Source organism: Citrobacter sp. MGH110 (assembly GCF_001037515.1).
Taxonomy (GTDB): domain Bacteria; phylum Pseudomonadota; class Gammaproteobacteria; order Enterobacterales; family Enterobacteriaceae; genus Citrobacter; species Citrobacter portucalensis.
Window position 1 is genome coordinate 1,668,938 of the sequence record NZ_KQ089830.1, and the last position, 22,711, is coordinate 1,691,648.

Below are 22,711 nucleotides of genomic sequence, written 5' to 3' on the forward strand. Positions count from 1 at the left end.
ATTACCTCAATGAACGGTCTCAAGCAGCTTTAACAGCTCAGGGAATCTGGACTCGAAGAAATGCGGCTGAGTCTCGCGCGGGTTTGCCGGACTGGTGATGTTCTTGCCGAACATGCAGCCCTTCGCCGTCAGTGACCAAAATTTTTTAATGCCGTTGATTCCTGTTCGGCTGTATCGCTCACGATGTTCAACAATCCCCAGCTTCGCCAACTGGTGATATACCTGGTTTGCCGTTATGCGAATACCGTGCTGTTTCAGCAGCGCGCTCAGTGAAAGAGTTGGACGGCTGGAGCCATCCGGCGCGCCAACAGGAACATCAATGGCATACTGCGGAGTCAGATTTGGCAGGCCAGCAGCATCCTGGAGTTTCTGGCATGCGCCCAGTACCGATGAATTGGACAGGTTTAACTCTTTGCGCATAAAACCCAGCAGAATCACCCCCGCCTGTATCTTATCGGCTGCCATACCCGATGACTTTTCCGGAGCACTCGTTACCTGGTCGAAGGTGCGAATCACCTTTAAATGGAATGACGGGCTGATCCACATTGCATAGGAGTACACCAGTTCTTTGCAGACATACGTCCCCCGGTTATTTCCGCCATGAATAACGCTAACCGGGTCCATGTTGACCAAGTTGCTAATTTGCAACTCGCTAATTAAGCGTCCTGTTTGCTCATTACGGAGCCAGAACGTAGGTTTATGTTTATCCAGAGAGCCAGCTGCGCGGTGCAGATCATTAAGACTGTATCGACCATAAGCATCACGACGAACTTCGATACCATCAATGATCATCAAATTATTCATGCTTTGTTTCTCCTACTATCTGGCGGCTGCACCCGCCGTTTTTTCGAACCTGCTGATAGTTATCTCAACCTTCCCTTTCGGGATAACCGGCCCCCACTCCACCAGCATTCTTTTCACCTGGCTGTCGTCCTCCCACACACCCGCGTGGGTCAGCGCGTCAAACAGCGCTTTGTTATAGTTGTCCAGATCGCGGATCCGGTTGTCCGGAGGAAACAACACGATTTCCACTGATGCTGGTGCTGTCGTTGGTTTCGGTAGACGACGTAATTGCTCAATGATGGCTTCGCACGCTGCACTCTGGAATTTACGCCCTACCGCACTTATCAGGTTTCGTCCTGCAAACGGTCCTTTATTGGGATGCCGCCAGTAAGTGTTCACGCTGGGCGGAAATGGCAAAGTCAGTTTCATACCTTCACTCCCCGTTCATGTAGCCAATGGATCGCACGTAATTTCGCGTTCTCTTCGTTGGCAAGTAATGCGCGGATAATCCCGGCAGCTTCGTTGTCTTCTACCGCTGCTGTGTGAAGCGTTATTCCCCGCGCCACACCACGCTTTATCGTGATGACGCCTTTTTTCTCCAGTGCGCGGAGCTGTTCCACAGCAGCATTCACCGAGCGGCAACCCAGCATGGTGGCGAGTTCCTGATTGGTTGGCGGAAAACCACGCTCTTTCTGGTAAGAAATCAGCATATCCAGCACCTGCTGCTGGCGTTGGGTTAACACAGTCATTCGGCCCCCACATAGTTCCCTGACAGATACCATCCATCAGCCGACACAACGATCCTTTTGCTTTTACGTAAACACCGCTCACGGCGTTGCAGGAATTTGTTTCGCTCCGGCTGAGAATGGCTCTCGCAGAATGCCTCCATCCAGACCGTTGCTGCGCGTCGGTAGAGCCCCTTCGACTCAAGCTCTTCGGCCTTACGGGTCAGCCGCAAAATCACCCGGGGGTCATTGGTGCCGGTATAGCAATTCCGCACCGGTTTGGTTGCAGCGATTGGTTCCTCGTGCAGTGCATAATGCCTGTGTGTCTCACCTTCGTAGCGATGAGCAACGCGCCCGCTCTGGCGTAACTTGCTTGCGGTCTGCAAAACGCACCGCCGCGGATAACTTTCAAAAGCGTTTGCGATGTCGCTGGAAGTGCAGCCCGGGTTTTCCTCAATAAATTTTTGAACATCTGCCATTAGACTCATACTCACCCCCTGAACCCTGCTGGGACCTGGCTGTAATCCACGCTGTCGTAGTTGGACTTGAAAAACGGATCTTCACGGTGTTCACCGCGAGCAACGTTGGCTGGCGACAAGCGCAGAGATAACTCGTCCCACTTTTCTCGCAACTTAGACGGGCTAAGCACGTTACGGCACCAGAACGGGTCACGGCTGACCCTGCTGTACATCTCGCAGATTTGCTTGTGAGTACGCCCGTCCTGAACGCACATCAGGCGGATTTCGTTTGCCCAGGCTGTCCAGTTCGGTTCTTTCGGACGAACCAGTTCACCGTCACTCTCGGCGGCCTGTTCGTACAGGGCGATGATTTTTTTCCAGAGCCACTGCGCGCAGGTCAAATCAGCGTGCGTTCCCCACTGGCGCTTTTTGGGGCTGAACACGACAGCGTCCGGATGCCGGGTTAAAAACGCCTGGTCAGCCGTCTGCTGGTCCGGTAGCGAAGCGTCCGGACGAGAAGTGTTTTTATCTGACGGATCTGGTTTTAATACTGACGGATCGGGGTCAACCATTGCCCCCCTAACCCGGGCATTTTTATCAACCGTTGACCCATCAAAATTTGAGGGGTCAATTTTTGACGGGCTAATCATTGAGGGGTCAAAATTTGACGGGTCAGTTTTTACCCGGTTAACTTTTCTTTTCGGTCTGTATGCTTCACGTGCAGCCGCCGCCGCAGCTTCGAGCTTCTCGACATTGATTTGATAGATATTGCTCAGATTGCGGCCACCTGCTTTACGCACCCTCTTTGTGAGCCAGCCGTCTTTCTCAAGCTCTGCTATCGCCGACTTAACGGTTGATTCACTTTTTGCGCCAATCTGGCGGCGGATAGTTTCCACAGCAGGCCATGACAAGCCCTCGTCATTACTGTAATCAGCAAGACGAGCCATCACCGCAACCCTGGACAAAATCATGCCCGTAAAGGCACATCCCTCCCATACGAGGCCATGCAGCTTGCTACTCACGCTGCACCTCCAATACGTTTAAAGTTCCTCCCGGAAAGAAACGCAATGAGCGGATAGCTGAGGGTGTAATCGCGTCCCAATAGTTCGCAAACCACCTTTTGGCTTTCAGTATCAACAAGACTGACACGCATAACTTGACCACGGCTTGTGGCATACCACTGTCCTTCACAAGGACAATCACGATACTGACTGGTGAAACGGTTAATAATCTTCCTGATCATTTGCGTCCCCTTACCTCGGAAGGGTTCGGTAATAGATTGATGAGACGGGCACGCGCCGTAGCGTCATTGATGCAGTCATACAGATGATTCTGGCCCACAGCCTGACCGTGTCCTCTGTGGTTACTAATGACCTGGCCATTTGATAATCTGCATTCATGCCGTAACAACTGGTGTACAGCCATGCCGACCACCAGCTGTTGCGACACAAAGTTATTTGCCGTTAAACTGTTCATGCGTTAGTTTCTCCACAGTCACGACACGCCACGGCGCCCAGAGCTGCACACTCGTGGGCGTCATTACTTTCTGGGGCACAAAAAATCTTGTAGACCAGCGTGGCGTGTTCCTGCAGCTTCGTAATAGCCCGGAAAAGCTCATCGTTGATGGCTATCCGTTCATGAAGCTCCACCACCCCATCTTCGATTGCTAAACGTATTTGCTTTGAGTAGCTTCCAACCTGTTCGATTGCTTCCAGCAGACGCTGGTTGATATCAGCGTTCTCCACTTCCTCAATTTCCGGAAGTGATACAAAGACACCATTCGCAGATTGCGCTACAGCATCAGCAATATGGTGAGTACCACCAGCACGTTGTAAAACCATTGCCCAACCAAGTGGGAAGATCTGATCGCCGTCTGCGCGGAGGCGATTAAAGAGCGCGTTCTCTGTTACATCCAGCCAGTCAGCGGCTTCTGCATATCCCCCTGGCAGCGCCGCGATAGTTTTCCTGACAGCCTTCACATACCACTCAGGCTGTTTTTCTACTTTCCAGTGATGTTTACCCACGGTAGGCTCCATTCTTTTGTGGTTACCGTTATTCAACTTATCCATTAGATTGTTCATAAAGTTCTGGTCGAAATGGCAATCGCCCACACGTTCTGTACGCAGCTTCAGCTGCGCGCCCTTTTGGAATTAACTGACCAGGTCGGTTTCTCCACTGATATACAGCCTCAGTTGTAATGCCGAAAAAGGCAGCAACTTTTTCAATGCTACCGAAGTAGTTTTCAATATCGTCAGTTGTCATATCGCCCCCAAAAACTAAGTTTTATTAGATACTAATAATCAATTTATCTTAGGTCAATAAAATCTAAGATTACTTAGCTCTTAATAATAATGGTGCCCCTATGGAAACGGTTGGTCAGCGTATAAAAACCCTAAGAAAAATGACCCGAACCTCCCAAAAAGAGTTGGGTAAATTTTGTGGTGTAAGTGATGTTGCTGTGGGGTACTGGGAGAAGGACATTAATGCCCCCGGCGGAGAGGCCCTTTCAAAACTGGCAAAGTTCTTCAATACGTCAATAGATTACATCCTTTATGGTGCCGAGTTTGAAGGCAAGCTTATTACGAACATGCGTAGGCTTCCGGTAATCTCTTGGGTTCAAGCCGGTCAGTTTACAGAATGCAAGGCAGCAGAAGTGTTTGGTGAAGTAGACAAGTGGGTAGAGACATCTTTAAAAATCGGTGATAGCTCATTTGCATTAGAGGTTAAAGGGGATTCCATGACAAACCCTAATGGGCTTCCAACAATTCCAGAAGGTGCAACAGTGATTGTTGATCCTGATGCAGAACCTCGTCATGGAAAAATCGTCATAGCACGACTTGATGGAACAAACGAAGCCACTGTCAAAAAATTGGTTATTGATGGCCCTCAAAAGTTTTTAGTTCCATTGAATCCCCGTTACCCCAACATCCCTATCAATGGTAACTGCCAAATTATTGGTGTAGTCAAAGGCGTTCAATACGAACTCTAATCCCCCTCTCTTCATCTTATAACACCAAGCTAAGAAAAGTTTGGTGTTACCACTTGCCATTAAAGCTAAGTTAAATTAGATTTAAGTCACATTGATAGCACACAAGCAGGACGCCGACGAAGTGGCCACCTGGGAATACGAAGTCGGGATGATTCGTTAGTAACCATAAAGCGCCCTATCGGACGCTTCGCTCTTTAACAATCTGGATATCCCGCTCACAGACCTATAGTTCGATTATCTGGTGGGTTTGGTTTCCGATTCATTTTTAGATCTGTCTTACATGATGGGCACACAGAGTGTGTGTAACGTTCTGCCCATGATGTGCTCGTAGGCTGCAATATTGATATTTTCTGGTTTGTAAAACAATTAGGGCAAAGGTGCACAGTAATCTCCGCACCACCCACTATTTGCTCCTTCGAGTAAACAAAAGAACCGGATTCAAGCTGATTCAAGACATATCCTTCAGCCTTGTTTTCGAAATCTTCAAATTCTGCGATTTTTGCTTTAAGACGCGCAGCCTCTTCGTCACGAAGACGGATCACATCACCAAGAGAGAAGCACTCCGCCTGAAGCGTGATTAGTTTGTTCTGGAGTTCAATGGTTGCAGCTTTAACTTCTGCATCCGTTTTCGCGTCATTAATAACCTTAGCGAGACCAGCAGTCTCCTTTATAGCGGCCATAGCCGCAGACAGTTCAGCTATCACGTTGAATACTCTGCTCGTTGTTGGGGATATCCAGATTAACCGAATCCTTGTTGTTGGGGAATAACCAGGTCCACCTTGCCTGATGTGGCTAAAAGCAGGCACACAACAGCTAAGTGTTTTCAGGAATGAGAGCCTTTAGCGTTGCTAATAATCCAGTAACAACAGCCGCTGCTTTGGCGGTACCAGTTTTTTCCTTAGTCCTTTCTGGTACCGCCCTTTTTACAAAACAGAGAAGAGTATCCCCGGATGACGGTGTCATAACCCGATCCATCCTAATAGTTGTGGCCACAGGTGCTCTTCTCTGTTTTGTGGAGAAACTAACCGACCGTGCAGGGTCGATATGCAGAGACTGAACAGTTAGTGAAGTAATAAGGTGATCGCATATGCTTCAAATGTTAACTCTTGAAGAATGGGCTACTGAAAAATACAGAAGCAATCCTCCAAGCGTGTCCACATTGCGTCGTTATGCTAAGCAGAATTTATTTTGTCCACCGGCCATGAAACAAGGTCGGTTATGGCGAGTGCGCGAGGACGCCGAGTTAGTTGGGGAGTTGGTAACTCCAGTAATCAAGAAAAATGACTCATTACTTTTGCAACGGATTTTGAGTGATGGCAGCCAGACCGCGTAAGAATAATGTTTCAGTCCCAAACTTATATCCCCTTTACAGCAGAAAGGTAAATAAAGTCTATTGGCGATATAAGCATCCAGTAACAGGAAAATTTCATGCGCTGGGAACGAACGAAGCAGAAGCCATCGCTATAGCTACTGAAGCTAACACGCGACTTGCCGAGCAAAGGACTCGGCAGATTCTTGCTATCAGTGACAGGATCGCAACCAGCAAAGGAAAAGCGATCACAACGTCAACTTGGTTAGATCGCTACCAAGCGATCCAGGATGACAGGCTGAAAAGTGGTGATATAAGACTCAACACCTATAAGCAGAAAGCCAAACCAGTATCCTTGCTCAGGGAACGAGCAGGAATGAAGTTGATTTCAGCCGTTGATGTAAGGGATATCGCACAATTGCTTGACGAGTATATCGCTGCCGGGCAACCGAGAATGGCGCAAGTAGTCCGCTCCGTTCTAATTGATGTATTCAAAGAGGCACAACACTACGGGGAAGTCCCCCCTGGTTATAACCCTGCATTAGCCACCAAACAGCCCAGAAGAAAAATTACCCGACAACGGTTAAGTCTTGAAGAATGGCAAAAAATCTTTGATATCGCAGATGCGAGTCATCGTTATATGGGGAATGCCATGCTGTTAGCACTGGTTACCGGTCAGCGATTAGGTGATATCTCACGTATGAAATTTAGCGATATTTGGGATGATCATCTTCACATCATCCAGGAAAAAACCGGGAGCAAAATCGCCATCCCGCTTTCTCTTCGTCTCAATGCGATTAACTGGAGTTTACGCGATGTAGTAGCCCGCTGCCGTGACTATGCAATCAGCCCATACTTAGTACATTTTTTCCGGTCAACTTCACAGGCAGAACGCGGTGCTCAAGTTAAATCGAATACATTAACAATGAATTTTAGTAAGGCAAGAGATCTGGCTGGGATCGACTGGGGTGAAGGTACCCCCGCTACGTTTCATGAACAACGCTCTCTATCTGAGCGTCTTTATAAAGAACAGGGATTAGATACTCAAAAACTGCTTGGTCATAAAACACAACAGCAAACTGACCGCTATCATGACAATCGAGGTAAAAGCTGGGTAAAGGTGGCGTTATAAAATTGTAATCTCTAGCATGGCAAATTTATTCCCCAACTTACTGGGCTGAAAATATCATCGTGTTTCAAGCCACGTACACATATTGTAATGCCGTGGCTGAGGAGGACAAACAATCTGTCTCTGTTCGGAAACAGCTCTAATAGAATTAGAATTCGTTTTTGAACAAAACGATACTATTTGTATTTTTTGTTCACCTTAATCAGTGATTCATTCTCATCATATTTTCCAACAATTCCGTCCTGTTTGAGACGCTCAAGCAGTGAAAGATCGGCAGGAGTATTTGGGATGCGCGGTTTGTCGTAACCAACCTCAGTCAGCCTTGCATAATCACCGCCAAGTAACTTTAAGATTGAAAAAAGCTGTTCACGGCTAATCGATCCCAAATGAGGTTCCAACAGCAATATAATCAGTTGTGCTGAAACTCCCTCTTGCGCCATTTTATACACAATAGATGGTTGGCAAACCTTTCCATGCAACGAAGCGAATCGTGCAAGTTTTTTAATACCTTCAAGATTTGCATCTTCTATGTATTCTGCAGCTTGTTCAACAATTAGATTTTTAATTGCGATGTCAATTGCATGATCTTCCAAAAGCTCAGCCAAGTCGGTGTGCACCAACTGAGGTGTCATATACTCTGCAAACTTCTTCGACTCAAGAATGTAATCCCTTCGCGTCGGCCAATCAGTTGCAGAAAGAAGCTCATATGATTCAGCTTCATCCGCAATGATGTTGTACTTGAGCAGTAGCGAGAAGAGAGCGCCGACTTCAACCATTACATCTCTAGTATCGAGGAAATAATGCAAATCCAAACTCGTAACTAATTCTACACGCAGAGTTGCGCTCGGAAGTTGCTCTTTAGCCGCTAAAATTGCTACGGCTAATATAGCTTTTGACTCATCTTCAGCTGTATTAACCTCAGCAATCTTTCCTGATGTAGCCAGTACTTTAGCCAGTTGAACGTCTACGCAACCAAATGATTCGACGTAACGGCTAACATTACTGAATGTTGCTGGGAAACGGCGATGGTCGGCCAATGCATTCCATGCTTCCTTGGAGATCTCAACGAGATCCACAACCTCACAACTTGAAGCTGCATGCTCGATCACGATACTAAGAAGAGATGGTTCCTGTTCGATCACATCTTCGATTACAGCAATAAAGTTCTCAGTTGCATCGATTGTCACCGATACTCCAGCAATTGCCTCCAAATATTTACTCAAATGCCCAAGCACATAACCGTATACGGTCTTATTTCTCGCATTGATAACGTCAAGCGCTACAGTTTTTGTGTTATTAATGGCAATTACAAGGTTCTCATACGAGACTTCATACAAATTATGCGAAACAAATGACAAACGAATCTGTCGATTCAACGGCTGAAGATGGGGAACAATAATATGTGATTCCGCGAAAAGCATTCCAATGCGCTCAGCCTTGAGTTGCGTAGTTGCTTCAGAAGTAAGCACGTCGAACTCGGTATAGTGAACCTTTAGATACTGTGATGCTGCTGAATCTGTGCGCTGTTTTAGGGGTGGTAATGAGTTTAATGCAATATTCACAAACTGCAGGCGAGACACGTCATCTAGATCAGTATGGTTCACAAGATAGGATATTATTCTCGAATAGACAATCGTAAAGCGCTCAATGAATCGCTGGCACTGTTCTCCTGTCGCGAGATATGCCTTTATAAACCGTTCAGAGTTCTCCCGAAAATCTAACAAAGAACGGATCATAATGTCAGCCAAGCCTATGTCACACGCCAACAAGTGATCAAGAATAGCAATATTATACATAGCTGATTCTTTCAGGGCCTCCTTGCCTCTCTCACGTACAACTGCATCAACATCTTCTGGAGTAAGCTCGAAGTACACATCCATCAGATCACTTTCAACATGATGAATAATAAAGTTAGTGGCAGCAGGGCTCACCCGATCACCATGGAACGTTGATGTATATAAGGTGAAGTTTCTATTGATGTATCCAGCACGCACGAGCTGGTAAGCTAATCCCGGTTTCAGCAACAGCAATGCTATTGTTTCGAGGGGCTGTTTAATTTCTTTATATGTAACCAAGAATTCTGGATGTTTAACTAAATCACCGAGATCTGCACTGCGTAAAAATTTAATATCCGCATTTTTTTCTTCAATTTCGTCAATAATGCTCTCTCGTTCTTTTGCATCCCATAGTTTTGAATCTAGTGGGTCACCAAGGGCGGATGCAAGGTTATCACGGGTAAAATCCATCACTTGATGCTGGCGGTTACGAAAGTGAAGAATAGGGTTATCTTTGGCTGATACAAAATCTGTCCAGAACCGCACTCCGCTGAGTTCATCTTTAGATAATGCAACCCCCTCAAACGAATACGATGCATTATAGAATTGGTAATTAACTGCATTTGCTGTTCGCTCAATATGAGCAATTAGTCGCACACCCAATTGTTCGCTGCGTAGGACCGCTCCATTTATTTTATCAAGCTGTTGACGAAGTACTGTGCGTTCATCTTCTAGCTTCTTGATATTCTCGCTCACCATCTCGCGACTAACTTTGTATAGAATATCCAGCTTACTCTTACCAAGTCTAATCGACTCAAAGTCCGTAAGATGAGTGTTTTTATAGAGCACCATCGCGAATAAATCTGTTTTATTAAGGTTAAGCTCTTCGCCATCACCAGAAAAAATTCTGTCTCGGAATATAACAAACTCGTTACGAACATTCTTAAGCAACCGCATATCTGGGACATATTGAGCCGCTAAGTCTATAAGTTCAGTTGCTACTTCATATTCCATTTGGCCAAGTTGCTGCACTGCTAGATTTCTAGCGCTCCGGTGTGTAATGAAAGGAACCACCGGAATAATCAAGTCAAAGAATTTAGTTCGGTTGGCGCGTACTACCTCAACTAATGCAGGATCGTCAATAGCAAGGATGTCCTCTTCAAGTCTACGACCTTCATCTTTCAAGGTAATATAATCGAAAATACTGTCTTTAATGGCATAGATAAAACGGATAGGTTTTGTAATCTGTGGCGACGCATTAAGCAAAGTATTCAAAGCGCGAAGCGTCTCAAAAATATGTGAGTCATTGAAGCGATCAATATCTTCAAAAATAACAATATTACGCTCTGATACCTCAAAGAAATAGACTATCTCATCAAGATACTGATCGAAGTATGTTACAGAGTTGTCGTCTAAGGTAACCGTAGCCGAGCCCGCTGAAAACTGCTTGATATGAAGCTTCCCATAAAAACGCCAGCGAACAAAAAATGCACTCCCTGTCGCCGCTGCAAAAATGAGTGCATGCTTCCAAGCACCTATGTCTTTCAGGGGAGGAATCGACGAAACAATTTTAACTGTCCACCCAGTCAACAAGAAAATGATACAAACTACAAATCCCATCAATGCAGCTAACCAAATTTCCCTTTCCCATCGAAAGCGTTCAATCCGCCGAAAGCGGGAACCGGGGGTTTTACTCGGCTCCTCACGATAGAGCAGCTGTTTTACTATTTCCTGCTGTATACGGTTTGTCGGAGTAGTTGCTTGCTTTGGCACTGAATCATCAAGCTTTGATACCTCGATCGGCGATAGCGTTGACAGAGAAATCTCAACTACCCTACCATCTTGCCGCCTAGCAACCTCTTGCAAGATGCTGCTCTTTCCAACACCGTAATTTCCGGATAACGCAATATTGCGGATTTGTTCATCAGAAAGGGCTTCTTCAATAGCCGCAACGTAACCAACATGTTCTGCCTCAATATACTCCGGAGTAAGCGATACGAGCCCCCAAGATTCACCAATGGTGGTATTTTGATTAACGCTCATGTGGATACATTTTCTCCATTAAAAATTAGTCCCGTACCACTCTCATGTTTTAATAGTCTAACATGTCGCTTCGTCTAGAATTCACATCAGATAAAAAGTTTAATCGTATCCCATAAACCATGCTGATTCATTTTTTGTTGACTGACAACCTATTACTTCGTACTTAAAACATAAAATAGAAATGTATGTCTCAGACACATACTAGTCATAAATATTATGGCGCACATTACAAAATAACTGCGAACAACATAAGGGTGCAAAATACAACTCTGCATAGTGACATCTTCTGCCACCCCACCACTGCGCGCCAAACTACTAGGGGGTTTTGATAACTTATTTTGATAAAATTTTGATAACCGTTAGCAGCCTAATAAAAAACAACGGGAGCGTTTCGCTCCCGTTAATGAATTTAACAAATTACCGTATTACATGTTTTCGATGATTGCGTCGCCAAATTCGCTACATTTCAGCAGCTTAGCGCCATCCATCAGACGTTCGAAATCGTAAGTTACGGTCTTGGCGTTGATCGCGCCTTCCATACCTTTAACAATTAAATCAGCCGCTTCGGTCCAACCCATGTGGCGCAGCATCATTTCAGCAGACAGAATGATGGAACCTGGGTTCACTTTATCCTGACCTGCATACTTCGGTGCAGTACCGTGGGTTGCTTCAAACAGAGCGCATTCGTCACCGATGTTTGCACCCGGCGCGATACCAATACCACCAACCTGTGCGGCCAGCGCATCGGAGATGTAGTCACCGTTCAGGTTCATACAGGCAATCACGTCATACTCAGCCGGGCGCAGCAGGATCTGTTGCAGGAACGCATCGGCGATAACGTCCTTAACCACGATCTCTTTACCGGTTTTCGGGTTCTTGATTTTCACCCATGGACCGCCGTCGATCAGTTCACCACCGAATTCTTCACGCGCTAACTGGTAACCCCAGTCTTTGAACGCGCCTTCGGTGAACTTCATGATGTTGCCTTTGTGTACCAGGGTAACTGAATCACGATCGTTGGCGATGGCGTATTCAATCGCTGCACGTACCAGACGTTTAGTCCCTTCTTCAGAACACGGTTTGATACCAATGCCGCAATGTTCCGGGAAGCGGATTTTCTTCACGCCCATCTCTTCGCGCAGAAATTTAATCACTTTCTCAGCATCGGCAGAGTCAGCTTTCCACTCGATACCCGCGTAGATGTCTTCGGAGTTTTCGCGGAAGATGACCATGTCGGTCAGTTCAGGGTGTTTAACCGGGCTTGGTGTGCCCTGATAATAACGCACCGGACGCAGGCAGACATACAGGTCAAGTTCCTGACGCAGAGCTACGTTCAGAGAGCGAATACCGCCGCCAACAGGGGTGGTCAGAGGGCCTTTAATGGCAACACGATATTCACGAATCAGATCTAAGGTTTCAGCAGGCAGCCAGACGTCCTGGCCATAAACCTGAGTGGATTTCTCGCCGGTGTAGATTTCCATCCAGGAGATTTTACGCTCGCCTTTATAGGCTTTCTCGACAGCAGCATCGACAACTTTGATCATCGGTGGGGTTACATCAACGCCGATACCGTCGCCTTCAATGAACGGGATAATCGGATTTTCAGGAACGTTGAGTTTGCCGTTTTGCAGGGTGATCTTCTTACCTTCCGCCGGAACAACTACTTTGCTTTCCATTCACCTCTCCTTCGAGCGCTTCTGGTTCTGCTCGTCTGTCATCACGCTGCATGTGCGTTTGCGTCCTGCTACACGGATGCGTTAGAGCAACTTTTTGTTAATGATTTGTAATGAGCGTGTCAATACTACCCTATTGTTCGCCGCCATGAAAGACACTCGTTCTTAGGCTATAATGCGGCAATTGATATAATCTGAAAATACCATGCAAAAAACTTCTTTTAGAAATCACCGGGTTGAGCGATTCAGCTCACGACAAGTCACTAAGCAGCGTAAAGAAAACCAGCCAAAACGCGTGGTTTTGTTCAATAAACCCTACGATGTTTTGCCACAATTTACTGACGAGGCTGGCAGAAGCACGTTAAAAGATTTTATTCCCGTGCCGGGAATTTATGCGGCGGGCCGACTCGACCGGGACAGCGAAGGGCTTTTGGTGCTGACCAATGACGGCGCTCTGCAGGCGCGGTTAACGCAACCCGGTAAGCGTACCGGGAAAATTTATTACGTCCAGGTTGAAGGTGAGCCGACAGCAGAAGCGCTGGACGCCCTGCGTAACGGAGTAACGCTCAATGATGGCCCCACGCTACCCGCAGGCATTGAAGTAGTGGGGGAACCCGTATGGCTGTGGCCGAGAAATCCACCGATTCGGGAACGGAAAAACATTCCCACCAGCTGGTTGAAAGTTACCTTATATGAAGGTCGCAACCGTCAGGTACGTCGTATGACAGCGCATGTTGGATTTCCTACGCTGCGCCTCATCCGCTATGCCATGGGGGATTACACGCTGGAAAATCTTGCTAACGGCGAGTGGCGGGAACTGAAATCGTAACCGTACGATTTAACGTGAGTGTTAACAGGGAAGAATGAAAAAAAATGGATAAGCAGCTTTTTGCAGCATTCATCCTGCTCGGCGTGTCACCGTTTTGTTCAGCAAAACTGGACTGTGAGACAATTGCCGGAACAGCAGCCGGAGAGGCAAACTACCTTTATGAGTCTGCCAAAGTAAAAACCGACTCACGCCTGCATTTCTATTCTGCACCAGCAACAGAGTGTCAACTCCCCGCGTTCATGGTCAATGGCGACACCGTCGAGGTACTCAGGAGTTCACAGCGCTACAAAAGCACGGGCATGCTTTCCAAAGATGAGCCTTATCGTTACGTACGTTATCGGGACGCTAAAGGAACCTTCGCCACCGGCTGGATCTCGGTAGATGGATTAACGCCGTTATCCAGTCCGCTTGCAGTAAGCGCGTCTTGCCAGACATGGGCAAATAAAGCGATGTCGCAGCGCGGGTTCTTACCCTCCTCCTTCGCAAACCACTATCAGGTAACAGGAGACACCCGCGCATGGTTCTATGCGATGCCAACCGAACAGTGTCGCAGCCCGTCCGTATTTTTAGTGCCCGGCGACCTCGTCTCTGTACAAGAACAATCCAACGATGATTTTATGGAAGCGGTCTACTACACCACCGATCGCCAAATCATACGCGGTTGGTTAAAAAAGTCGCAGTTACAGGCTATAAACAGCGGTGACCACTATCGCGACGACATCAACCCGCTGTCGACAGAAAAGGCAACGAGAGTCGCCACCCTTGGGCTACGTCACGACCACCAATGTATCTTTTATGAAAGCTGGAATGCTAAAAAGGCCATTGAGATTATCGTGCGCGAGGATCATCAAACCGCATTGTGCCGAGGAGGGGCCGACCCACAAACGTCACCTCCCGTGGCTTATATCAGTATCGACAAGGCCAGCGGTGAAATTAGCTGGCCAGATGTTACCGAAGGTTTTGCTGAGGAATAAGGGGAAAACATGTTCAAACCGCACGTCACGGTCGCCTGCATTGTGCATGCAGAAGATAAATTCTTAGTCGTTGAAGAAACGATCAATGGCAAAGCCTTGTGGAATCAGCCTGCAGGACACCTGGAAGCCGATGAAACGCTGGTGCAAGCCGCAGCACGCGAACTGTGGGAAGAAACGGGCATTAAAGCGCAGCCACAGCATTTCATTCGTATGCATCAATGGATTGCGCCAGACAGAACGCCCTTTTTGCGTTTTCTTTTCTCTATCGAGCTTGCCAATATGTGCGCTACAGAACCCCATGACAGCGATATAGATTGCTGTCGTTGGGTCAGCGCAGAAGAGATTTTCTCTGCGCCAAACCTGCGTTCGCCGTTGGTTGCGGAGAGTATTCGCTGTTATCTGAGCGGACAGCGCTACCCACTGGCCATGATCGGCGAATTTAACTGGCCGTTTACAGAGGGTGTCAAGTAAAGGGCTGCGTGCTAGAATATGCCGCCTTGAAGTTCAATGTCGTGAGTATTCCTATGTCTGAAAGCCCAAAAAAAGTGATCGTCGGCATGTCCGGCGGTGTCGATTCCTCCGTTTCTGCCTGGCTGTTACAACAACAGGGCTATCAGGTAGAAGGCCTGTTCATGAAGAACTGGGAAGAGGACGATGGCGAGGAATACTGCACAGCGGCCGCCGACCTTGCGGATGCGCAGGCTGTCTGTGACAAACTCGGCATTGAACTGCATACCGTCAACTTTGCCGCAGAATACTGGGACAACGTCTTTGAACTGTTCCTTGAAGAGTACAAAGCGGGCCGTACACCAAACCCGGATATTCTGTGCAATAAAGAAATTAAGTTTAAAGCCTTCCTTGAGTTTGCCGCCGAAGATTTAGGTGCCGATTACATCGCCACCGGTCACTACGTGCGTCGCGCGGATGTCGACGGCAAAAGCCGCCTGCTGCGTGGGCTCGATGGCAATAAAGACCAGAGTTATTTCCTCTATACGCTCGGCCATGAGCAAATCGCGCAAAGCCTGTTCCCGGTCGGTGAACTGGAAAAACCACAGGTGCGTAAAATTGCCGAAGATCTCGGTCTGATTACGGCCAAGAAAAAAGACTCCACGGGTATCTGCTTCATCGGCGAACGTAAGTTCCGTGAATTTCTTGGTCGCTACCTGCCCGCTCAGCCTGGCAAAATCATCACCGTTGACGGCGAAGAGATTGGCCAGCATCAGGGGCTGATGTACCACACTCTGGGTCAACGTAAAGGTCTGGGTATTGGCGGAACGAAAGAAGGGACAGAAGATCCATGGTATGTGGTGGATAAAGACGTTGAGAACAACATTCTGGTTGTCGCTCAGGGTCATGAACATCCACGTCTGATGTCCGTTGGCCTGGTGGCGCAACAGCTGCATTGGGTCGATCGCGAACCGTTCACCGGCACCATGCGCTGCACGGTGAAAACCCGCTATCGTCAGACCGACATTCCGTGCACCGTTAAGGCACTGGATGCTGAGCGTATTGAAGTCATTTTCGACGAGCCAGTCGCGGCGGTCACGCCGGGTCAGTCGGCTGTCTTTTACAATGGCGAAGTGTGCCTCGGCGGCGGCATTATCGAACAACGATTGCCTCTGCCGGTATAATTACTTACACATTTGATACAAGGAAGCAGTGAACGTGGCAAAGAATTATTATGACATCACCCTCGCCCTGGCAGGCATTTGTCAGTCGGCACGCCTGGTGCAGGAACTGGCGCACCAGGGGCATTGTGATGCCGATGCATTACACGTTTCACTGAACAGTGTCATCGACATGAATCCCAGCTCTACGCTGGGCGTGTTTGGCGGCAGCGAAGCCAACCTGCGCCTTGGCCTCGAAACGCTGCTTGGCGTGCTGAACGCCAGTAGTCGTCAGGGACTGAACGCGGAACTCACCCGCTATACGCTAAGCCTGATGGTGCTGGAGCGTAAGCTGTCAGCGGCTAAGGGCGCTATGGACACGCTGGGAGACCGTATTAGCGGCTTGCAGCGCCAGCTGGACCATTTTGATTTGCAGTCAGAAACGTTGATGAGTGCGATGGCTGGCATTTATGTTGACGTCATCAGCCCACTCGGCCCGCGTATTCAGGTCACGGGTTCTCCGGCCATCCTTCAGAGCCCACAGGTACAGGCTAAAGTACGCGCTTCGCTGCTGGCTGGCATCCGTGCTGCCGTGCTCTGGCATCAGGTTGGTGGAGGCCGTCTGCAACTCATGTTTTCTCGTAATCGCCTGACGACTCAGGCAAAACAAATTCTTGCTCATTTAACCCCGGAGTTGTGATCTATGGAATTATCCTCACTGACCGCCGTTTCCCCTGTCGATGGACGCTACGGCGATAAAGTCAGCGCGCTGCGCGGGATTTTCAGCGAATACGGTTTGCTGAAATTCCGTGTACAGGTTGAAGTACGCTGGCTGCAAAAACTGGCCGCGCACGCAGCGATCAAGGAAGTTCCTGCTTTTGCTGCCGACGCAATCGGTTTCCTTGATGCGATCGTCGCTAACTTCAATGAAGAAGATGCTGCGCGCATCAAAACCATTGAGCGAACGACCAACCATGATGTGAAGGCAGTTGAGTATTTCCTGAAAGAGAAAGTGGCGGATATCCCGGAACTGCATGCCGTTTCCGAATTTATCCACTTTGCGTGTACCTCAGAAGACATCAACAACCTGTCTCACGCGCTGATGCTGAAAACCGCACGCGACGAAGTGGTTCTGCCGTACTGGCGTAAGCTTATCGACGCGGTGAAAGATCTGTCTGTTCAGTATCGCGATATTCCTCTGCTCTCCCGTACCCACGGTCAGCCAGCCACCCCGTCTACGCTAGGCAAAGAAATGGCTAACGTGGCTTACCGTATGGAGCGTCAGTATCGTCAGCTCAACCAGGTTGAAATTCTTGGTAAGATCAATGGTGCAGTCGGTAACTATAATGCCCACATCGCTGCTTACCCGGAAGTTGACTGGCATCAGTTCAGCGAAGAGTTTGTCACCTCGCTGGGCATCCAGTGGAACCCGTACACCACGCAGATTGAGCCGCACGACTACATTGCCGAGCTGTTTGACTGCATCGCCCGTTTCAACACCATCCTGATCGACTTTGACCGCGATGTCTGGGGTTACGTGGCGCTGAACCATTTCAAACAGAAAACCATCGCGGGTGAAATCGGCTCTTCCACCATGCCGCACAAAGTTAACCCCATCGATTTCGAAAACTCCGAGGGTAACCTGGGTCTGTCTAACGCGGTTCTGCAGCACCTGGCGAGCAAACTGCCGGTCTCCCGCTGGCAGCGTGACCTGACTGACTCTACCGTTCTGCGTAACCTGGGCGTAGGCATTGGCTATGCGCTGATCGCGTATCAGTCCACGCTGAAAGGCGTGAGCAAACTGGAAGTGAACCGCGATCATCTGCTGGATGAACTGGATCATAACTGGGAAGTTCTGGCAGAGCCGATTCAGACCGTGATGCGTCGCTACGGTATTGAGAAGCCGTACGAAAAGCTGAAAGAGCTGACCCGCGGTAAGCGCGTTGACGCCGAAGGTATGAAGCAGTTTATCGACGGTCTGGCGCTGCCGGAAGAAGAGAAAACTCGCCTGAAAGCAATGACGCCTGCCAATTATATTGGTCGCGCCATCACCATGGTTGATGAACTGAAGTAATCTGTTTGATGCCGGAGCGTGCTTGCGCCTGTTCCGGCCTTCCGTTCATATCGTAGTAAGCCGGAAAGCATCAGCGCCTCCGGCTTTTTTATTGCCTGCGAGATTATCCCTTTGCCCGGTTTATTAAATGTTTATCCCCACAGCCACATAATCAGCGTTAGACTGTTTGGTAGAAATCACACTCACCATAAAATCAGTAACTTAATTATAAATCAGTAACTTAAAAAAACCACTATGTGGACTTTATCGGACAATATAGGTCATTTTAACGCCCCAAATCATGCCCCCAGCTCAATTTTGCCCCCAAATTTGCCCCCAAAAAAGTAAAAATGGGTAGTGGTCTATCTGCCATTTAGCAACCTCGAGAAGCTAAAAGCCATAATGGAATATTGGTGGTGTGGAGCTTCAAATCCTATCGTTCTACTCAATATCCTATACTTTCAGTCTGACAGTTGGCTGGAGGTTTCTATGTGTGGACGCTTTTCACAGTCAATGACACGTGAGGACTATCTCGCCCTGCTCGCTGAAGAAGCTGAACGTGATATCCCATATGACCCTGAACCGATCGGGCGATTCAACGTGGCGCCAGGCACCAAAGTTCTGCTGCTGAGCGAACGTGACGAGAAACTTCATCTTGATCCAGTTATCTGGGGATACGCCCCCGGGTGGTGGGATAAACCACCGCTAATTAACGCACGCTCTGAAACTGCGGCTAACAGCAGAATGTTTAAACCACTCTGGCAACATGGTCGCGCAATTTGCTTTGCTGATGGCTGGTTTGAGTGGAAAAAGGTAGGTGACAAGAAGCAACCCTACTTCATTCATCAAGCCGATGGTCAGCCAATATTCATGGCGGCAATTGGCAGCACACCATTTGAACGTGGAGATGAAGCAGAAGGTTTTCTGATAGTGACGGCTGCTGCCGATAAAGGACTGGTAGATATTCACGACAGGCGACCGTTGGTACTGTCACCAGATGCTGCTCGCGAGTGGATGAGGCAGGACATTGGAGGGAAAGAAGCTGCGGAAATTGCGACCGACGGTTCCATGCCGGCTGATAAATTTATATGGCACGCCGTGACACGTGCCGTTGGGAATGTGAAAAATCAGAGCTCACAGTTAATCCAGCCAATATGACGCAGCATAACATTGCTAAAATCATAGTAACCATTTGATAAAATGGAAATTATTATACTTTTTACTTTCAAAAACCGCTAGTAGTTACCTTTTACAACTCGTTGATTATATAAATTTTGATTTTAGTTTTGGGGTAGAGTTTTCGCCAAGAATCCAAGTTTTTCACGCCAGCACATGCAACACGCTACCGCTATTGGCAAACCTCGATGGTGAAGTTTTTATATTCGCTGAGACCGCTATGCGAGAGGCGCGGACATTAACTTCTAAATCAGCTTTGCCACGAGACCGCATCCCTTGAATGCATTATAGAAAAATTGTTGTAAAACCCCACCTTATTAAAGAGTAATGCTCAGACAAGTACCTAAATAAGGAATGATACAGCTAATTGTTAGCCGCTACGCTCAATCACCTTATAGTACTATCGCGAAAATAATTTTTCATTAATAGGTGTGATGAAAATTCATCACGAAGGGTTATATTAAAACATATGAGCTAGCCGTAAATAATGCTTGAAGATTATCAATCTCTATAGGCAATTTAATTAAAGGGATACAAACTTTTATCTTTGGCTTGCATAATTAAACCATGAGACTTTTCCGAGTCTTATTTAGTAAGAGATAATAACTTCACCCCCCTATTCTGATGGAAAAGCATTCCATTCCTGAACCATGAGTTTTGATATGACGTTACTTTTTTTGGATTTCACACATAAGGTTTTTAATGAGCGAGGGGGGGGTATAAAAACAATAAATTCAACAATACTTGCTACCTCTTGAATATATAAAAGAGGTCGTTAATATCTTTTCAGACAGTTATTTTAGCTGAGCTCCCGACTCTCTCAACTTAACCTTGAAAGAAGAACCATCACTTAATGAGGAAACAACAATGACAACTTGTACTGCTCCTGGCCATCCATCTTGTTCTATATCTTGTCCAAACGGGTGTATTGCTATCTATTATGAACCGAATGGTCCTTGCCGCACCATGTGCGCCAATGGTGCAACCCTTGACCTCGATTTAACCCAAAACTACTCAATCCAGATGAGTGATGTGCCAGCAAAAGACCTTGTGGCAATTTTTGGTACATCAATTCCTCTAGATAATTCATTAATTATGCAGAGTAAAAATGCAGTTTCACTAAGCTTACAAAATGTTTCTGTTGAAGAGCTTGTTACAGCTATTCATAGCGCATTGTAAAAATAGCAAGGCCAGGTGATCTGTCCCCGGTTGGTTGATTTACATTAGTAATAATATGTCCGCTTTGGCGCAGACGGCCGTCGAAGTAATGAACTAAATCGCTCATAATTCTGAAAAAACCGTGGATTCAACTCCCGCCAGCCCACCAATCATGATTGGACAGTGCCAGGACGGCACTAGCAAAAACATGAAGTTAGCAGTATCAGCAAGACACCGACCAGACGGTGAGGAGACAAAAAAGGATACGCTAAGGAGCCGCGGCTCCCAAGTGACATAAAAGCCCGCTTATATGCGGGCTTTTATGTTTCCGCTCATTCTCCAGGCTCAATGCGACCACAGACAACGACCCACTTTTCTTTCACCGTGGCCTGTCAACATACCCTCATGCCAGCCTTTTAGCCATAATTGATGTAAGCGTCTGCTATGAGCAAAATATAGTCATTCATTTCATTTTTTCATTGGAACACCTATATTTAACGGAGGTGAGCATATCACCTCCGTTCAGGTAGCCAAATTCTGTTTGCCACCCCAAAAGGATAAACATGCTTTCGACAATGAAACCATGATATACAGATAATGTCGGGAAGCTGTGCGCCGGATGTGGGGTTAGTGCATCAGCCCTTCATCAGCGTTTTGAGTTGCCTTAAATCATCCATATATAGATTTCCGAACAATTTAAAATAAGGTTCAAAACGCGTGATAATGTCCGTGATTACTGGCCCCAGAACTGATCTGAACTGAACGACATCAATACGGTTATTCACCACAGAGAAACGGACCTGTTCAAAATAGTTTGAGACCAAGATAACCGACTGTTTGAGCTCCTCATCTTCTTTGATTCTTTTGACCAGATCGTCATCACTTAATGATGACCTAGCTTCTTTTATTTCCCGAGTCAATTTTCTGGCTGAGAACAGATGAGGGTCATCCCATTTTTCAATCAGGCAAAACGTATTCTCGATTTTTTCTGCCATCCGGCTTTCCACTGAATTTGTAGCATTTATATACAGCGGCAGTATGACACCGAGTCCACCTAGACACAGGGAGACGGTTTTCGTAACTTCAATAAATACACTACTGCCTGAAGGGGGGAGACTGGTATACGCAATCGCGGCAAGCCCCCCGGTTCCAATGACGCAAAGAATGATGATTGCCCAGAATAAATGCCATTTGTATTTCAAGTGAGGCTCCTGCCAGAAATAATATAAGTTTACGGTCACGCCGGGGATATTGTCGCTTCAGCTTATCAGACCGGTATGCCGGTACCTTATTATCGTCGGGAAGATAATGACATGGCAAGGGATGGATATCGGTGATGGGAGGCATTAAAAACAGTTAGGTAGGGTCGAAGCTGAGCGAGTCTGGAAAACTGGAAACGTCTTTTAAACCTTTACGGCGAGATCTGGCTTTACTACCAGATCATTACGAATGTGTACGCGCCGTCATGGGGTGTCGGGGGTCGGAGGTTCAAATCCTCTCGTGCCGACCAAAAATCCTCGAAGAACCAGCCTGTTACGGCTGGTTTTTTATGCCTGTTTTATGAACGGGGAAGCAACGGGGAATAATTGGGGAAAAACCCCGACACAAAACATCGACTTTACCGTAAAGTTTCAGCTATTCACATCACTGGGCAGTCATCAAACTCCGCGTTCCTGGCATCATTAATGATGTACGTGATAACACCAAATATTGCGTGTGAAGAATTGTAGCCATCACCGTCTTCTGGCAGCACTTCTCTTCTCCCGTTATCCAGATTTATCAGGTGGGGCTGAGGGTGAGTTCGGTATCGCTTGATCCTGAATTCCCCATCTATCGCGCATATCAGCAGCGAGCCATCACAGGCTGAAAGCGACGCGTCCACAACAAGTAGTGCCCCCTGGATTATCCCTTCCCTGAAATGTGAACACGATGCCCGCATGAAATAAGTCGCTGCGGGCTGGCTGATTAGGTGTTGATCGAGGGAAATCCTTGTTTCAACGTAATCACTGGCAGGTGAAAGGAAGCCCATG

24 protein-coding genes and 1 pseudogene are annotated in these 22,711 nt (G+C 47.4%); 12 read left to right on the forward strand and 13 right to left on the reverse strand.

The window, feature by feature from the left end:
- Positions 1-6 precede the first annotated feature (6 nt).
- The 8 genes from SK38_RS07975 to SK38_RS23815 all read right to left on the reverse strand — a co-directional run bounded on the left by SK38_RS07975 (position 7) and on the right by SK38_RS23815 (position 4,228).
- Positions 7-804 carry a KilA-N domain-containing protein gene (locus SK38_RS07975; protein ID WP_048235574.1) on the reverse strand — a complete coding sequence of 266 codons (798 nt, stop codon included), beginning with the start codon at positions 802-804 and terminating at the stop codon, positions 7-9.
- A gap of 15 nt (positions 805-819) precedes the next feature.
- Positions 820-1,212 (reverse strand): RusA family crossover junction endodeoxyribonuclease, encoded by a 393-nt coding sequence (locus tag SK38_RS07980; RefSeq protein WP_048235575.1) that lies wholly within the window; start codon positions 1,210-1,212, stop codon positions 820-822.
- A complete protein-coding gene (locus SK38_RS07985) occupies positions 1,209-1,532 on the reverse strand; it encodes a LexA family protein (protein ID WP_048235576.1) in 324 nt (107 codons plus the stop codon). Before SK38_RS07985 ends, SK38_RS07980 begins: the two co-directional genes overlap by 4 nt.
- Positions 1,529-1,996 carry a PerC family transcriptional regulator gene (locus SK38_RS07990; protein WP_048235577.1) on the reverse strand — a complete coding sequence of 156 codons (468 nt, stop codon included), beginning with the start codon at positions 1,994-1,996 and terminating at the stop codon, positions 1,529-1,531. The genes SK38_RS07985 and SK38_RS07990 overlap by 4 nt, the downstream gene beginning before the upstream one ends.
- A 2-nt stretch (positions 1,997-1,998) precedes the next feature.
- A complete protein-coding gene (locus tag SK38_RS07995; protein ID WP_075553039.1) occupies positions 1,999-2,988 on the reverse strand; it encodes a helix-turn-helix domain-containing protein in 990 nt (329 codons plus the stop codon).
- Positions 2,985-3,209 (reverse strand): hypothetical protein, encoded by a 225-nt coding sequence (locus SK38_RS25185; RefSeq protein WP_048235579.1) that lies wholly within the window; start codon positions 3,207-3,209, stop codon positions 2,985-2,987. Before SK38_RS25185 ends, SK38_RS07995 begins: the two co-directional genes overlap by 4 nt.
- 229 nt (positions 3,210-3,438) lie before the next feature.
- Positions 3,439-3,990: a YmfL family putative regulatory protein gene (locus SK38_RS08010; RefSeq protein ID WP_156183267.1), complete on the reverse strand. Its 552-nt coding sequence runs from the start codon at positions 3,988-3,990 to the stop codon at positions 3,439-3,441.
- Between the two features lie 37 nt (positions 3,991-4,027).
- A complete protein-coding gene (locus SK38_RS23815) occupies positions 4,028-4,228 on the reverse strand; it encodes a Cro/CI family transcriptional regulator (protein ID WP_075553040.1) in 201 nt (66 codons plus the stop codon).
- 100 nt (positions 4,229-4,328) lie between these two features.
- Between SK38_RS23815 and SK38_RS08015 the strand changes: the two genes are divergently transcribed.
- Positions 4,329-4,955, forward strand: coding sequence for a LexA family protein (locus tag SK38_RS08015; RefSeq protein ID WP_048235582.1), 627 nt, complete (start codon positions 4,329-4,331; stop codon positions 4,953-4,955).
- A gap of 215 nt (positions 4,956-5,170) precedes the next feature.
- Here SK38_RS08015 and SK38_RS24955 read toward each other — a convergent pair whose 3' ends face one another.
- A complete protein-coding gene (locus SK38_RS24955) occupies positions 5,171-5,659 on the reverse strand; it encodes a hypothetical protein (RefSeq protein ID WP_231587311.1) in 489 nt (162 codons plus the stop codon).
- A 173-nt stretch (positions 5,660-5,832) separates the two neighbouring features.
- Between SK38_RS24955 and SK38_RS24705 the strand changes: the two are divergent.
- From SK38_RS24705 to SK38_RS08030, 3 genes and pseudogenes are all read left to right on the forward strand, one after another.
- A pseudogene (locus tag SK38_RS24705) lies at positions 5,833-6,012 on the forward strand (hypothetical protein); the annotation flags it as partial.
- Positions 6,013-6,042: 30 nt separating this feature from the next.
- Positions 6,043-6,288, forward strand: a complete 246-nt coding sequence (locus SK38_RS08025; protein WP_048216591.1) for an excisionase — start codon at positions 6,043-6,045, stop codon at positions 6,286-6,288.
- On the forward strand, positions 6,269-7,396 hold the full coding sequence (locus SK38_RS08030; RefSeq protein WP_048216592.1) for a site-specific integrase: 1,128 nt from the start codon (positions 6,269-6,271) through the stop codon (positions 7,394-7,396). Before SK38_RS08025 ends, SK38_RS08030 begins: the two co-directional genes overlap by 20 nt.
- A 173-nt stretch (positions 7,397-7,569) precedes the next feature.
- Here SK38_RS08030 and SK38_RS08035 read toward each other — a convergent pair whose 3' ends face one another.
- Together SK38_RS08035 and icd are read right to left on the reverse strand one after the other, a co-directional pair.
- On the reverse strand, positions 7,570-11,211 hold the full coding sequence (locus SK38_RS08035) for a YobI family P-loop NTPase (RefSeq protein WP_048235583.1): 3,642 nt from the start codon (positions 11,209-11,211) through the stop codon (positions 7,570-7,572).
- Positions 11,212-11,636: 425 nt separating this feature from the next.
- Complete coding sequence (gene icd, locus SK38_RS08040) at positions 11,637-12,887, reverse strand: NADP-dependent isocitrate dehydrogenase (protein ID WP_003841892.1); 1,251 nt, start codon at positions 12,885-12,887, stop codon at positions 11,637-11,639.
- 202 nt (positions 12,888-13,089) lie between these two features.
- Between icd and rluE the strand changes: the two genes are divergently transcribed.
- The 8 genes from rluE to SK38_RS24960 all read left to right on the forward strand — a co-directional run bounded on the left by rluE (position 13,090) and on the right by SK38_RS24960 (position 20,702).
- Positions 13,090-13,713, forward strand: coding sequence for a 23S rRNA pseudouridine(2457) synthase RluE (gene rluE, locus SK38_RS08045; protein ID WP_048235584.1), 624 nt, complete (start codon positions 13,090-13,092; stop codon positions 13,711-13,713).
- Positions 13,714-13,757: 44 nt separating this feature from the next.
- Positions 13,758-14,687, forward strand: coding sequence for a hypothetical protein (locus tag SK38_RS08050; RefSeq protein WP_053069334.1), 930 nt, complete (start codon positions 13,758-13,760; stop codon positions 14,685-14,687).
- Between the two features lie 9 nt (positions 14,688-14,696).
- Complete coding sequence (locus SK38_RS08055) at positions 14,697-15,158, forward strand: NUDIX hydrolase (protein WP_048235585.1); 462 nt, start codon at positions 14,697-14,699, stop codon at positions 15,156-15,158.
- Between the two features lie 53 nt (positions 15,159-15,211).
- Positions 15,212-16,318 carry a tRNA 2-thiouridine(34) synthase MnmA gene (gene mnmA, locus SK38_RS08060; RefSeq protein WP_003832402.1) on the forward strand — a complete coding sequence of 369 codons (1,107 nt, stop codon included), beginning with the start codon at positions 15,212-15,214 and terminating at the stop codon, positions 16,316-16,318.
- A 34-nt stretch (positions 16,319-16,352) separates the two neighbouring features.
- A complete protein-coding gene (gene hflD, locus SK38_RS08065; RefSeq protein WP_003832401.1) occupies positions 16,353-16,994 on the forward strand; it encodes a high frequency lysogenization protein HflD in 642 nt (213 codons plus the stop codon).
- Between the two features lie 3 nt (positions 16,995-16,997).
- A complete protein-coding gene (purB, locus tag SK38_RS08070) occupies positions 16,998-18,368 on the forward strand; it encodes an adenylosuccinate lyase (RefSeq protein WP_003832400.1) in 1,371 nt (456 codons plus the stop codon).
- A 468-nt stretch (positions 18,369-18,836) separates the two neighbouring features.
- Positions 18,837-19,505 (forward strand): SOS response-associated peptidase, encoded by a 669-nt coding sequence (locus SK38_RS08075; RefSeq protein WP_048235586.1) that lies wholly within the window; start codon positions 18,837-18,839, stop codon positions 19,503-19,505.
- 885 nt (positions 19,506-20,390) lie between these two features.
- Positions 20,391-20,702: a hypothetical protein gene (locus tag SK38_RS24960; protein WP_127649098.1), complete on the forward strand. Its 312-nt coding sequence runs from the start codon at positions 20,391-20,393 to the stop codon at positions 20,700-20,702.
- A 614-nt stretch (positions 20,703-21,316) separates the two neighbouring features.
- Here SK38_RS24960 and SK38_RS08080 read toward each other — a convergent pair.
- Together SK38_RS08080 and SK38_RS08085 are read right to left on the reverse strand one after the other, a co-directional pair.
- On the reverse strand, positions 21,317-21,883 hold the full coding sequence (locus tag SK38_RS08080) for a DUF4760 domain-containing protein (RefSeq protein WP_231587312.1): 567 nt from the start codon (positions 21,881-21,883) through the stop codon (positions 21,317-21,319).
- A 437-nt stretch (positions 21,884-22,320) separates the two neighbouring features.
- A complete protein-coding gene (locus tag SK38_RS08085; RefSeq protein WP_048235587.1) occupies positions 22,321-22,710 on the reverse strand; it encodes a HumD family translesion DNA polymerase in 390 nt (129 codons plus the stop codon).
- Position 22,711: the final 1 nt, after the last annotated feature.